Origin of the sequence: Mesorhizobium sp. IMUNJ 23232, assembly GCF_044326205.1 — a bacterium.
In the GTDB taxonomy this organism is placed as follows: Bacteria; Pseudomonadota; Alphaproteobacteria; order Rhizobiales; family Rhizobiaceae; genus Kumtagia.
The window spans coordinates 1-12,663 of sequence record NZ_JBIRCY010000027.1 but is presented as its reverse complement, the minus strand read 5'-3'; the positions used below and the strand labels follow the sequence as shown (position 1 = coordinate 12,663).

11 protein-coding genes and 2 pseudogenes are annotated in these 12,663 nt (G+C 63.2%); 10 read left to right on the top strand and 3 right to left on the bottom strand.

The features are described 5' to 3' along the window. Positions 1-24 precede the first annotated feature (24 nt). A complete protein-coding gene (locus ACH196_RS19555; RefSeq protein WP_396648600.1) occupies positions 25-849 on the top strand; it encodes an alpha/beta hydrolase in 825 nt (274 codons plus the stop codon). Between the two features lie 2 nt (positions 850-851). Here ACH196_RS19555 and ACH196_RS19550 read toward each other — a convergent pair whose 3' ends face one another. Further along, a complete protein-coding gene (locus ACH196_RS19550) occupies positions 852-1,973 on the bottom strand; it encodes a DUF2336 domain-containing protein (protein ID WP_396648599.1) in 1,122 nt (373 codons plus the stop codon). A gap of 259 nt (positions 1,974-2,232) precedes the next feature. Here ACH196_RS19550 and ACH196_RS19545 point away from each other — a divergent pair, with 259 nt between their 5' ends. Genes ACH196_RS19545 through ACH196_RS19520 form a run of 6 tightly spaced genes read left to right on the top strand, consistent with a single transcriptional unit; the run spans position 2,233 to position 8,515 of the window. Continuing rightward, on the top strand, positions 2,233-3,156 hold the full coding sequence (locus ACH196_RS19545; protein ID WP_396648598.1) for a MurR/RpiR family transcriptional regulator: 924 nt from the start codon (positions 2,233-2,235) through the stop codon (positions 3,154-3,156). 16 nt (positions 3,157-3,172) lie between these two features. Continuing rightward, positions 3,173-3,826 carry a cysteine hydrolase family protein gene (locus ACH196_RS19540; protein WP_396648597.1) on the top strand — a complete coding sequence of 218 codons (654 nt, stop codon included), beginning with the start codon at positions 3,173-3,175 and terminating at the stop codon, positions 3,824-3,826. Further along, positions 3,823-5,145 (top strand): glutamine synthetase family protein, encoded by a 1,323-nt coding sequence (locus ACH196_RS19535; protein ID WP_396648596.1) that lies wholly within the window; start codon positions 3,823-3,825, stop codon positions 5,143-5,145. Before ACH196_RS19540 ends, ACH196_RS19535 begins: the two co-directional genes overlap by 4 nt. After that, positions 5,142-5,912 carry an N-formylglutamate amidohydrolase gene (locus ACH196_RS19530; protein WP_396648595.1) on the top strand — a complete coding sequence of 257 codons (771 nt, stop codon included), beginning with the start codon at positions 5,142-5,144 and terminating at the stop codon, positions 5,910-5,912. Before ACH196_RS19535 ends, ACH196_RS19530 begins: the two co-directional genes overlap by 4 nt. Before the next feature lie 24 nt (positions 5,913-5,936). Continuing rightward, a complete protein-coding gene (locus tag ACH196_RS19525; RefSeq protein WP_396648594.1) occupies positions 5,937-7,256 on the top strand; it encodes a M20 family metallopeptidase in 1,320 nt (439 codons plus the stop codon). A gap of 35 nt (positions 7,257-7,291) precedes the next feature. Further along, the gene (locus tag ACH196_RS19520; protein ID WP_396648593.1) at positions 7,292-8,515 is read left to right on the top strand and encodes an amidohydrolase; all 1,224 of its coding nucleotides are present in this window, start codon (positions 7,292-7,294) and stop codon (positions 8,513-8,515) included. Positions 8,516-8,555: 40 nt separating this feature from the next. Here the strand turns inward: ACH196_RS19520 and ACH196_RS19515 are convergent, their stop codons facing one another. After that, positions 8,556-8,873, bottom strand: a complete 318-nt coding sequence (locus ACH196_RS19515) for a GYD domain-containing protein (RefSeq protein ID WP_396648592.1) — start codon at positions 8,871-8,873, stop codon at positions 8,556-8,558. A 322-nt stretch (positions 8,874-9,195) separates the two neighbouring features. Here ACH196_RS19515 and ACH196_RS19510 point away from each other — a divergent pair, with 322 nt between their 5' ends. Further along, positions 9,196-9,420 (top strand): hypothetical protein, encoded by a 225-nt coding sequence (locus ACH196_RS19510; RefSeq protein WP_396648591.1) that lies wholly within the window; start codon positions 9,196-9,198, stop codon positions 9,418-9,420. Between the two features lie 54 nt (positions 9,421-9,474). Here ACH196_RS19510 and ACH196_RS19505 read toward each other — a convergent pair whose 3' ends face one another. Then, positions 9,475-9,720, bottom strand: coding sequence for a hypothetical protein (locus tag ACH196_RS19505; protein ID WP_396648590.1), 246 nt, complete (start codon positions 9,718-9,720; stop codon positions 9,475-9,477). A 172-nt stretch (positions 9,721-9,892) separates the two neighbouring features. Here ACH196_RS19505 and ACH196_RS19500 point away from each other — a divergent pair. Beyond that, positions 9,893-10,084: pseudogene (locus tag ACH196_RS19500) on the top strand (transposase); the annotation flags it as partial. 198 nt (positions 10,085-10,282) lie between these two features. Continuing rightward, positions 10,283-12,538 (top strand): annotated as a pseudogene (locus ACH196_RS19495) (Tn3 family transposase); the annotation flags it as partial. Positions 12,539-12,663 lie beyond the last annotated feature (125 nt).

Below are 12,663 nucleotides of genomic sequence, written 5' to 3'. Positions count from 1 at the left end.
CTCGTGGGTCTACCGAGTATCCAAATGATGTCGTGGCCCTGGACCATCCTGAAGTCGCTCCTCATCATCGCGACCCTCAGCTATCTGATGGTCGTCGCCGCCATGTATTTCTGGCAACGTTCGCTGCTGTTTCCGGGCGCAACCGGCGAAGGAGCGCCAAGGAATGCCCATTGGGGCGATTGGGTGCGGATCGACACACCGGACGGCGAAAGGCTGGCCGCCCTGTATCGGCCCGCGCAACCGGGAAAAGCGACACTGCTGCTCTTCCCCGGAAACGGCGACAACATCATCCACTACGGTTTTCTCGCCGACGCCTTCGCCGCCGAGGGTCTTGGCTTTCTGGCGCTCTCCTATCGCGGCTATCCAGGTTCGAGCGGGTCGCCGTCCGAAACCGGACTGCTGATCGACGGGCTGGCGGCATTCGACTGGCTCTCGGCGCACAACGCAGGATCGGTAGTGCTTCTCGGCCGCTCTCTCGGAAGCGGCGTCGCCGTCAACACGGCGGCCGAACGCAAGGCCGCCGGTCTGGTGCTGGTGTCGCCCTACGACTCCATCGCCGCCGTGGCGCAGCTTCACTACCCGCTGCTGCCCGTAAAACTGCTGATCAAGGACAGTTTTCGCACCGACCTCCGGATCGCAAAGGTCGACGAGCCGAAACTCTTCCTGCATGGCGACCTTGATGGCGTAATCCCGCTGGGCTCCGGCGAGCGGCTGTTTTCGCTGGCGAGCGAGCCCAAGACGTTCAGCATCCAGCATGGCCGAGGGCACAACGACATCTGGTCGATGGCGCTTGTCGAAAGCGTCATCGCCTTCGTAAAGTCGACATTACCCGCCAATCAGCAGGATTGACGTCACGCCGCGGCAATCGCCAGCGCGTGGCTGCGCGCGTTCTCACGCAGTACGTCGAGATGGATCGATGTCAGTAGTCCGGCCAACTCGCCTTGGGCGTTCGGGCCGCCGAGTTCCCTCAGCATCAGCCACGACACTTCCTGCACGCCGGCGATCTGCCTGCCTTTCGCCACCTCGCGCCAGACCTTGAGCGCCCGCATGATCACAGAATGCGTGCAGGCACCGAGCCCGGCGCCGCGCATCAGGGCGGCGACCGCCCCATCGCCGCCGCCTGACAGAAGCGACCGCACCCGATGTTCCGCCTGGCCGGTCAGCACGACCAGGGCGGAGCCGAAGAAATCGATCTTGCCATGCGCCACGGCGCGGATGAGGAACGATGCGGTCAGGTCGCCGCGCAGGCGAAGATGCTCGATCAGCGCGCGATGCTCGTCCGGCCGGGTGCCGTCGACGACGGTGATCGAGGCCTTCACGCAGGCGTCGCGGGTGATGCGTTCGGCGCGCGCCGTGCCCATCAGCGCGCAGACCAGCGGTGAGCGGCTCAGCGCCTCGCCCACCTTCACCAGCAGCATGTGCCGGCAATCGGACGGCAGCCGCCCGTCGGCGATCATCACTTCGCGCACCGACGCGAGGTCGCCGAAGCGCTCGGCGATGCGGCGGAAGCTGATGGAGGCGATGTCGGCACCGGGATTGGCGAGCAGCGCGAGACACGCATCCGCCTCCCCCACTTCGGTCAGCGCGGCCGATACCGGCATGGAAACGGCGGAGCGCTGGGCGATCAGCACCTGCGTTGCCGAAGAACCGGACGCGACCCGATCGATAAGGTCGAGATCGGTGATCAGCGGCGAACGGCCGATGATCAGGCTGGCGACCTCCGGCTGGTCTGAAGCCAGCGCGCTGACGATCTGCAAGGGCGCGTGACGGCTCATCGACAGCGCTTCGGCCATTGCCAGCCGCACCTTCCAGGACGGATCGTCGAGCAGCAGTGTCAATGCCGCCTCGGCGGCGCAGCGATCTTCCAGCGTAAACTGATTCTCGACGAAGGCCCTCGCCAGAAGTCCGGCCGCATAGGCCCTTTCGGAGACGCGCGCCGTGTGAACCCATTTCAGGAAATTGGACACGATCATTCAGACTACCCGTTCCCCAAGACTCGCTACCTGCCCCTCGTCAGAGGGTAAGCAGAAATGGTTTACGAACCGTTTTATGGTTAACCAACGGTTCAAGAGGCCCGGCGAAGGTCACCTGTTATGCTCGTGGTCCCAGACGTTCGGGTCATCAGGAATTTAGGCAACCGAAAAAACAGGGGTGTAGAAAAATCTCCAAAATTGACAAATCCGAGCCATCTTGTAATTTCTTCATCAACAGTGCGGAGACGTGGGAGGAGCGGTGTCGATCCGGGAAGAACTGGCGCATACGCAACTGGCCCTGACGTCAGCAGAACAGAAGATCGTGCAGGTGCTGCTGGCCGACTATCCGAAGTCGGGCCTGGGCACGGCGACGCGCCTGGCGCGGCTGGCCGGCGTCAGCGACCCGACGGTCATGCGGCTGATGATCAAGCTCGGCTACGGCAAATTCTCGGACTTCCAGTCGAAACTGCTGGAGGAAGTCGAGTCGAGGCTGCACTCGCCGCTGCTGATGATGGAAGCCAAGCGGCCGGCCAACGCCAGCGAGGGCACAGCGTTGGGCTACTACAATTCGGTCGCGGAAAGCCTCGACCGCACCCGCACACAGACGCCGTCGCAGGCCTATACGCGCGCCGTATCGATGATCATCGAGGCGAAGGGGCAGGTGGTGCTGCTCGGCGGCCGCTTCAGCCGCCACATCGCCTCGATGCTGGCCGGCTATCTCGTGCAGTTGCGCAGCGGCGTGCGCGACATCGAGCAGCTCTCGCCGTCCGATTTCGACGTGCTGATCGACATGGGCAAGCGCGACCTGCTGGTGGTCTTCGATTATCGCCGTTACCAGGCCGACGTGGTCAGTTTCGCCCGCCAGGCGCATGAGCGCGGCGTCGGCATTTTACTGTTCACCGATCCGTGGCTGTCGCCGATCGCCGAGTTCGCCGACCAGACGATGGTGGCGGCGATCGACGCGGACTCGCCCTTCGACACGTTGGCGACGCCGGTGGCGCAGATCGAAGCGGTGCTGGCGCATGCGCTGGGCCAGCACGGCGCCTCGATAAGGGGCCGCATTGAGGACATCGAGGCGATCCGCAGCGCCAACGCCGTCACGCTGGACGGTGGCGACGATGCGGAGCGCGCCAAGAGCCCGGGCGACCGCATCCCGCCGCCGGCTGCTCTAAAAATATCATGACATTCCCGGAGCTTTCATGACCGCCAAGACCCCGCTTCCGCGCCGCGACGAACCTTTTCAAAAAGGGGCGACGGCGCTGCTGCTCGTCGACATGCAGCGCATCTGGCTGGAGCCGGGGCTCGATCCCGATCATGCCGACCGAGGCCCCGACCACTACATCTACAAGCAGACCCGCGAGGTGACGATCCCCAACCAGGTCAGGTTGCTGAAAGCGGCGCGCTCGGCCGGCGTCGAGGTGCTGCACACCATCATCCAGAGCCTGACCGAGGACGGCCGCGACCGCTCGCTCGACCACAAGCTGACGCCAATCCACATTCCGCCGAGTATGAAGGAGGGTCTGCCGCCAAAAGAATTGGCGCCCGTCGGCGACGAGATTCTTTTGCCCAAGACGTCGTCCGGCGTCTTCAACTCGACCAACATCGACTACCTGTTGAAGAACCTCGGCATTCGTTACCTGGTGGTCTGCGGCATGCTGACCGACCAGTGCGTCGACATGACGGTGCGCGACGGCGCCGACCGGGGCTATCTCGTCACCTGCGTGTCCGACGCCTGCGCGGCGCCGTCGCAACAGCGGCACGATGGCGCGCTGAAAGCGTTCGGCGGCTATTGCTGGGTGGCGGACACGGCAACCGTGGTCGGGCGCTTCGAGGCGCTGGGGCGCGAGGCATGACCCCCCTCGCCCATGTCGTAACCACCGACCTCGCGGCGATAATGCGCGGCCGACCGGTGAGCGAGGAGCGACTACAGAAGGCCGCGGCCATCGGCCTCGGCTGGGTGCCGGCGAACCTCTGCCTGACGCCCTTCAACTCCATCCCCGGCGAGAATCCGTGGGGATCGGCCGGTGACCTCCGCCTGGTGCCGGACCTTTCGGCGCGGTTTTCGACCAGCTCGACCGGCGCCGAGACGCCGCTCGACCTCGTCATGGGCGACCTCGTCGAACTCGACGGCTCGCCATGGACCGGCTGCACGCGCACGCAATTGAAGGATGCGCTGGCGGCGCTGAAGAAGGCAACCGGGCTTTCGGTCGTCGCCGCCTTCGAGCAGGAATTTCTGCTGCGTCCGGCCATCGCCGATCCCCTGCGCGTGCCGGGCCATGCGTTTTCGGTGGCGTCGTTCCGCGCGACCGGCGTGTTCGGGCCAAGGCTTGCCACCTGCCTGGAAGAGGCAGGCGTCGAGCCGGAGATGGTGCTGCCCGAATACGGCAACGACCAGTTCGAGGTGACGCATGCGCCGACGGACGGGCTGGCGGCGGCGGACCGCGCCATCGTCATCCGCGAGGTGACGCGCGAGGTGGCGCGCAATCTCGGCCGGCGCGCCTGCTTTGCGCCGAAGCCAGCGGTCGAGGGCGTCGGCAACGGCGTGCACATCCATTTCAGCCTGGTCGATGCCGACGGAAAGCCGGCCACCTATGACGGCGGCAGGCCCGGCGGCCTAGCGGCGGCGGCAGGCTCATTTTGTGCCGGCGTGTTGAAACATCTGCAGGTGCTAACGGTGCTGACCGCCTCCAGCCCGCCCTCCTATTACCGGCTGGCGCCGCACAATTGGAGCTCATCCTACACCTGGCTGGGCGAGCGCGACCGCGAGGCGACGCTGCGCATCTGCCCGGTGGTAACGATGGGCGGGCGCGACCCGGCAAAACAGTTCAACATCGAGTACCGGGCGGCCGACGCCACCGCCAATCCCTATCTGGCGCTGGCCGGCATCGTGCGGGCCGGGCTGGCGGGCATCGAACAGAAGCTGCCGGCGCCGCCGATCGTATCGGGCGACCCGACGCTGATGAGCGAGGCGGAGCTGGATGCAAAGGGCCTGCGCCGGCTGCCGGAGACGCTGGAGGCGGCACTGGAAGCGCTGAAGGCGGACGAGACCGTTTGCGCGTGGTTTCCCAAATCCCTTATCGACAGCTTTGTCGCAGTGAAGCAGGCCGAACTGGCACTGATGGCGGGCAAGGACAAAGCGGAGATCTGCGCGGCCTATGGGGACCGCTATTGACCGCCCCTGCCCCGACGGCCGACTGGCCGGAGCCGGTGGAGATCGTCAATGCCGGCTCGCGCTCGCCGCTGGTGCTGGTCTGCGACCACGCGTCGAACCACATTCCGGCCGTCTATGGACGGCTGGGCGTCGCGCCGCCCGAACTCCAGCGCCACATCGCCTGGGACATCGGCGCGGCCGAGGTAACGCGGGCGATTGCCGCGCGGCTCGGCGCGCCGGCATTTCTGGGCGCCTATTCGCGGCTGCTGGTCGATCTGAACCGGCCGTTCGGTGTGCCGACCAGCATGCCGGTGATTTCGGAGGCGACGCGCATCCCTGGCAATGAGGGCCTGGACGAGGCCGAGCGGACGCTGCGGCGCGAGCGCATGTTCGAGCCGTTCCATGAGGCGGTGGCAAAATTCCTCGACCGGCGCGGAGCGGCCAAGAACCTCATCGTCGCCATTCATAGCTTCACGCCAATATTCCTCGGCGCGGCGCGCCCCTGGCATGTCGGCTTGCTGCATGAGGATGGCGGCGAACTGGCGCAACAATTCCTAGCAGCACTTCGCGTCGACCCGGCCTTGGTGGTGGGCGACAACGAGCCGTACCGGATCGACCGCGAGGGCGACTACGCCATCCCCGTCCACGGGACGGATCGCGGCAACCCGGCGGTGCTGATCGAGATCAGGCACGACCTGATCGACACGCCGGAGGGTGTCGCCGCCTGGGCAGGACGGCTGGCCGCCATCCTGGAACCCATCGTCGCAACATACGAGCTGGCGGCCTGAGGCCGCGACCACGAAGAGGATGCCATGTCGGACACCGAAGCCACCATCAAGGCGCTGCAGGATTTCATCGAGAAGGATCGCGACTTCGTCATCAATCTGACGCGCGACCTCGTCCGCATCCCGTCGGTCAATCCGAAATTCGAGACTGCGGAGGGGCTGAACCGCGAGGGCGACGTGCAAAATCTGCTGGAGCCGATCCTCAAGGACGAGGGCTTTGCCACGGAGCAGTTCGACGCGCTGCCCGGTCGGCCGAACCTGATCGGCGAAAAGCCCGGCTCCGAGGATAAAAGCCTGATCCTGTGCGGGCATATCGACGTGGTGCCGACCGGCGCGCTGAAGGACTGGACCGCCGATCCGTTCGGCGGCGAGATCGCGGGCGGAAAACTTTATGGGCGCGGCTCGATCGACATGAAAGGCGGTGTGGCCGCCTGCGTGGCGGCCATGCGCGCCATCAACCGCGCCGGCATAAAACTCGACGGGCGGCTGGCCTTCCACTCTGTGGTGGATGAGGAGGCCGGCGGCGGCGGCGCCATCGACAATGTCAGGCGCGGCAAGCTCGCCAAGGCGATCCTGGTGGGCGAGCCGAGCTGGGGGGACGTGCATCCGGCCGAGGGCGGGCTGGAATGGGCGCGCGTCACCATCCGCGGCCGCAACGGCCATTCGGCCTTCCGCTTCAACGAGATCTATCCGCAGCAGCACACGGCCGACCGGCTGGCGCCGGCGGTCAACGCCATCGACATCGCCGCGCGTTTCATCGAGGCTGTACACCTGTTCGAGCAGAACCGCGTGCGCGCCCGCTCGCATCCGCTGCTGCCCGCCGGCATGAATACGATCAATATCGGCGTCATGTGGGGCGGCACGGGCATCGGCGCCAACGGCCTGCCGACTGTGATGACCAACCCGGCGATCATTCCCGACGCGGCGGTGCTCGACCTCGACATGAAGTTCCTGCCGGACGAGACGTCGGCACAATATCGCAAGGACTTCGAGGATTTCGTCGCCAGCTTCTGCGCCATGGACGACTGGCTGAGGAAGAGCCCGATCAGGATCGACTGGGATCTCAGCGGCCTGCATTTCCCGCCGATGAACACCGCGCCCGACCATCCGCTGGTCGCCTCGTTGATGAAGCGGGCGGCGGCGGCCGGCAAGGCGCCGGCGATGAAGGGTTTTATTGCCGTCTGCGACGCGGCGCACTATGCGGGCGCCGGCGTCGACGGGTTGATCTACGGACCGGCCGGCGACGGTTTCCATTCGACAGACGAATATGTCGACATCGAATCGCTGGTGAGAAGCGCAAAGGTCATCGCGGCGAGCGTGATCGACTGGTGCGGGGTCAGGGCCTGACAGACGCCAACGAGCCTTAACCGAAGGAGGCGCATATGAGCTCATCCCCTCTCGACAACAGCCTTGTCGAAGAAGCAACCGGCTGGCGGCGGCATCTGCATGCGCATCCCGAAACGGCCTTCGACGAGCATCGCACCGCCGATTTCGTCGCCGCGAAGCTCGAAGAATTCGGCATCGAGGTGCATCGCGGGCTCGGCGGGACCGGCGTGGTCGGCATGCTGAAGCGGGGCACCAGCCCGGTCGCCGTTGGCCTGCGCGCCGATATGGACGCCCTGTTCATCCACGAGGAGAACGCGGTCGACTATCGCTCGTCGGTGGATGGCAAGATGCATGCCTGCGGCCATGACGGGCACATGGCGATGCTGCTCGGCGCGGCCAAACACCTCTCTCGCAACGGCAATTTCGACGGCACCGTGCATTTCATCTTCCAGCCGGCGGAGGAAACGGGCGACGAGCGCTGCGGCGGCAATTTCATGGTCAGGGACGGCCTGTTCGAAAAGTTTCCAGTGCAGGCGGTGTTCGGCCTGCACAATCTGCCGTCCGCGCCGCTCGGCAGTTTTTCGATGCGGCCCGGACCGATGCTGGCGTCCATCGATACGTTCGAGTTCCGCATCGGCAGCGCGCTCGCCCATCCGGCAACGCAGTACGGCGTGGCGGACCCGTTGCTGATCGCGGCAGGGATCGTGCAGGACATGCACACCTTCAAGGCGCGCTACGTCAATCCGGCCGAGCCGGTCGTGCTGTCGATCACGCAGTTCCAGAGCGGCAATCCGGCCGACCGGCAGAGCGTGCATGTGACGCCGGACAAGGCGATCGTGCGCGGCACGGTCTATACGCTGAACGACGCGGTGCGCGACCAGTTCGAGGCCGGGGTGGAAAGGCTGGTGCGCAATGCCGCCGAGGCAGGCGGCGCCGGCCACGAGTTTTTCTTCGAGCGCGGCTATCCGGTGCTGCGCAACACCGCCGATGAAACCGAGTTCGCAGCAAGCGTCGCCCAGGAGGTCTCATCTGCCGTGAATGCGGCGATGCAGCCAGTCATGGGCGCCGAGGATTTCGCCTTCATGCTGGGCGCGGCTCCCGGCTGCTACGTCTTCCTCGGCTCGCGCCATGAGGGGGAAGCGGCACCGCGCCAGCTTCACAATCCGCGCTACGACTTCAACGACGCGGTGTTGCCGGTCGGCATCCGCTACTGGGCGACGCTCGCGGAGCGCTATTTGAGTGAGGCCGGCGTGTTCGGTCGCAATGCGAACGTCGGGTAAGTCCGCTTCCCACCCCAAAGCGATCCTTCGCATCCCAAGTCTAAGTCGGCGGGTGGAAGTCGACCTTCCTTTGCACGGCCTGGTCCACATCCTCCGGAGCCATGAGCACCGTGACCCGAGACTTCACCATGCCGCTGGCCTGAGCAACAATGGCGGTCGCAGCCATGTCAATGTTGCTCGGCAGATCGAGGATAATTACGAAGTCATCACTGCCAAAGGCGAAATAGAACACTTCGAGTTTGCCGCCCATCTCCTCGGCAAGTTGTTCGACCATCGCTCGCCGTTTCGAACCGCCCTCCTTCAGCAAGCCCGCGAGACCGTGGTCCGTGTAAGAACCCTGTACGAGATATTTCGGCATGGCGTCTCCTCTCTTTCAATGGTCGTGGCGAGGTAGGCTACAGCCAGCAATTGGATTGCGGAATAGGGTTGTCCGCAAGTGGCCGATTGTGTTGAAAAACTCTGTAAGCGTCGCTCGGAGCGCTCCAGCTTGAAATGGCTTTCTCCGTGCGGCAGGATCTGGGGCAGTTCGCGCTGTTTCATTTCTGCTGTGCGGCTTGAGTAGAAAGCAATTCTGTACACTTCCGCTCCGCTCGCGTCGTCGCACCGGTCATTCGACTTTTTCAACACAATCGGCCCATTTCGCACATTGACGTTTAGCGATGCCTTGCTGACTGTGGCTCATGAACATTCTGAACGCATATGCCCGCCGAGCCACACTTTCGGATGACGAGTTAGGGCGTCTTCTTCCTGCCTTGAAAGATCAGCTTGAGCGCTATCGGTATTTCAGCCGCAATTATCCGCGCGAACGCATGGAGCGATATGGGGTACCATATCTCGCCAAGCTTCAAGGTCGAGTGCGTGAGGTGGAGCAGTTAATTGCCGAACGCGCGCAACGGCTCCCGTAGAATAACCGCTAACCACCCTTTGCGGGCGGTCGCCGTTGCGTCTGATGAAATGGATCAAGCTTTCGGCGAATTTCTTCTTAGAATGCTGCCGGGATTCGGCATCTCGCGGAGCCATGTGATTTCGTCTGCACTCGCGCCAAGCGCGTCGAGGATCGGTTTCAGTTGGTACGCGCCCTTATCGACGTCGAAGGTACTATCTTCCACCACGATAACGATGCCGGGCGCAGGGGAGTGTCGGTAGCGAAGGAGGCCAAAGAGCCGTCCATCAGCAACCGCCACCGATGCGTCGAAATAGTCCAAGTCGTCACAGTCCTCGTCAAACTGAAGCCCACACCTGTTCTGGACATCTTCCGGCTCTAAGTGTCCGTCCGGGGACTTTGTGAGCGGGCAGAATCGGTTGTCGGATTTTGAGTTTCTGGTTTTGGATCGGTTGTGATTCCTTGTTCGGCATGATTCGAGAAGGAATGCGCCGATGTGGACCGCCGAGAACCGGGCTCGCTACAACCGTGATCATCTGCGTTATCCGAGCGATCTGACCGATGAGGAATGGGCGCTGATCGAACCGCTGATCCCGCCCGGCAGGCCAGGCGGCGGCAAGCGGAGCGTGAAGCTGCGCGAGGTGGTCAATGGGCTGATGTATGTGTTGTCGACCGGTTGCCAGTGGGGGTCAGAACAAGAACTGTTCCCAGCGACACGCTAAGGTCGAACGAAGCATGAACGCTCGCAATTGATCTGTAGATGAAGCCATCAGCCTGTTGAAAGCAGGTGGCCGGTGGCGGCCAATTTCCCCTGAAGTCGTGTATCGAGGGGAATGCGGATGGGCCGAAGAAAGCTTCTCAGTTCAAAGTAAGCGGCGACGCTTCTGGGCATAGCGGTGGACGAGGATAGCCTTATCCGACATTTTACGTTGGAACCGGCAGACCGCGTGGAATGCGAGCTCCGCCGCCGACCGCAGAACAAGCTGGGTTTCGCGGTTCAACTTTGCACAATGCGCCAAACGGGGCGACTATTGTCGGAGAACGAGCAACCACCAGCCGCTGCGGTCAAATATCTTGCGGAGCAGCTCGGTATCGACGCTCGCCTGTACGAGTTTTATGCTCGCCGGGTGCAGACCCGTTTTGACCATAGCCGGCATCTGATGGACTATCTCAGTCTTCGGGCGGCTTGCAAAGAAGATCGGCGAGCCGCTCTGATAGCTGCAATCGAAGTGGCAACCAACGGCGATCACGGACTGCCGATCGCGATAGCAGTCATTGCCGAGTTCCGGAAGCGAAACGCCCTCCTTCCCTCGCTGCATTCTATCGAGAAAATAGGCCTCGGCGGTCGCGCGGTAGCCCGCCGGCGTGCGGAAAGAACTCTGATCGAAGATATTCCGGTCAATACGTTTCATTCATTGGATCGGCTGTTAGAGGTTGACCCATCGATCGCCCAGACGCGCTTTCATTGGCTGCGCTCGGCTCCGGAAGCGCCAAGTGCATCGAACCTGGTCGGGCTGACCGAACGGATTGCCTTCCTGCGCAAGCTAGAAATCGATCCGAAATTGCAGATGCGCATATCGCTTGGACGGTGGGATCAGATGATCCGTGAGGGCAATGCCACACCGGCATGGCTGGCCAATGACTTCAATGCCAGCCGCCGGCGCGCCCTGATCGTGGCGCAGGTCATCAAGCTCGGCCAGAAGCTCACCGACGATGCCGTGACGATGTTCATCAAGCTGATGGGTCGGCTGTTCTCGCAAGCCAATAGCCGTAAGAAGCAGTGGCACGTGGACTGCAGGCCGGATACCGCCAAAGCGCTACGCATGTTCCTGGACACGATCACAGCCCTGCAGTCCGCGAACGATTATGGCCGGAACGCATTGGAGGTTCTCGATCAGGAAGTTGGATGGCACCGGTTGCTTCGCATGAAGCCTGAGCTTGAGTCGATGGTCGAGGACAACGAGGCGTCGCCATTGACCTTAGCGGCCGAGCAATATGCGACCGTCAACAAATATGCCGGTGCGTTCCTGCAGGCGTTCACGTTCCAATCGGCACGTCGCCACGATCCGCTTCTTGCGGCGATCGCGCTGCTGAAGCGGCTCTATATCGAGAAGCGGAGGACCCTCCCGGATCGCGTCCCGTTCACCCACCTTAGCCAAGCTGATCGACGACTAATTCTCGGGCAGGAGAAGCCCGATCGCCGTCTCTATGAGATTGCAACGCTCGCGGCTTTGCGAGACCGGCTTAGATCTGCGGACATTTGGGTCGATGGCAGCCGATCCTTCCGACCGATCGACGAGCACCTGATGCCGCGGTCAGCGTTCACCATCCTGAAAGATGAAGAGCGCCTCGGGCTTGGTGTCCAAGAAGACGGCGCGGCGTGGCTTACCGAAGCGCAACAGATGCTCGACTTCAACCTGAAGCGCCTGGCGCATAGGGCACGATCCGGGAAGTTCGACGGTGTTCGTCTCGAAGGTGGAACGCTTATCGTCACGCCAGCAGCTGGCGAAGTTCCCGCAGCAGCCGAGGACCTGAATGCCGAGATCAGCGAGCTCTATCCGTTGATCGAGGTGCCAGATCTCTTGAGGGAGGTGCATGAATGGACCGGCTTTGCGGATTGCTTCACCCATGTTCGCACGGGTGACACTCCGAGGAATGTCTCGGCCATGCTGGCTGGCGTACTGGCCGATGCAACCAACCTCGGTCCGAAACGGATGGCCAGCGCATCCAAAGGAATCAGCGCCCATCAGATCGGCTGGATGCGCACGTTCCACGCCCGGTCGGAGACCTACCGAGCAGCCCAGGCCTGCGTGACGGACGCACATACCCGCCATCCGCATTCTCGCCTTTGGGGCAATGGCACGACGTCATCATCTGATGGCCAATTCTTCCGCGCAAGCGACCGCGCCGCAAAGCGCGGAGATATCAATCTACATTACGGCAGTGAGCCCGGATCGAAGTTCTACAGCCATCTGTCAGATCAGTACGGCTACTTCAGCATCTTGCCTATCAGCCCGACCGAAAGCGAGGCTGCCTTTGTGCTCGACGGACTATTCGATCAGGACACAATCCTCGACATACAGGAGCACTTCACCGACACCGGCGGCGCGAGCGATCACGTCTTTGGGCTATTCGCTCTGAGCGCGGCGGTGCAAAAACCGGCCACGGTAGCGGCGGGATAGTCCGGCTGCGGGCGGCGTAAAAGTCGTCCACCTATTTTCCTCCTGGGGTTCGCGCAGGAGGGTTAGGGGATCTACACCGTGGA

Bases quoted from the DNA above. Each gene is read 5' to 3' on its own strand.
- ACH196_RS19555 (WP_396648600.1), top strand. From the start codon at position 25: ATGATGTCGTGGCCCTGGACCATCCTGAAGTCGCTCCTCATCATCGCG.
- ACH196_RS19550 (WP_396648599.1), bottom strand. From the start codon at position 1,973: ATGATCGTGTCCAATTTCCTGAAATGGGTTCACACGGCGCGCGTCTCC.
- ACH196_RS19540 (WP_396648597.1), top strand. From the start codon at position 3,173: ATGACCGCCAAGACCCCGCTTCCGCGCCGCGACGAACCTTTTCAAAAA.
- ACH196_RS19535 (WP_396648596.1), top strand. From the start codon at position 3,823: ATGACCCCCCTCGCCCATGTCGTAACCACCGACCTCGCGGCGATAATG.
- ACH196_RS19525 (WP_396648594.1), top strand. From the start codon at position 5,937: ATGTCGGACACCGAAGCCACCATCAAGGCGCTGCAGGATTTCATCGAG.
- ACH196_RS19520 (WP_396648593.1), top strand. From the start codon at position 7,292: ATGAGCTCATCCCCTCTCGACAACAGCCTTGTCGAAGAAGCAACCGGC.
- ACH196_RS19515 (WP_396648592.1), bottom strand. From the start codon at position 8,873: ATGCCGAAATATCTCGTACAGGGTTCTTACACGGACCACGGTCTCGCG.
- ACH196_RS19510 (WP_396648591.1), top strand. From the start codon at position 9,196: ATGAACATTCTGAACGCATATGCCCGCCGAGCCACACTTTCGGATGAC.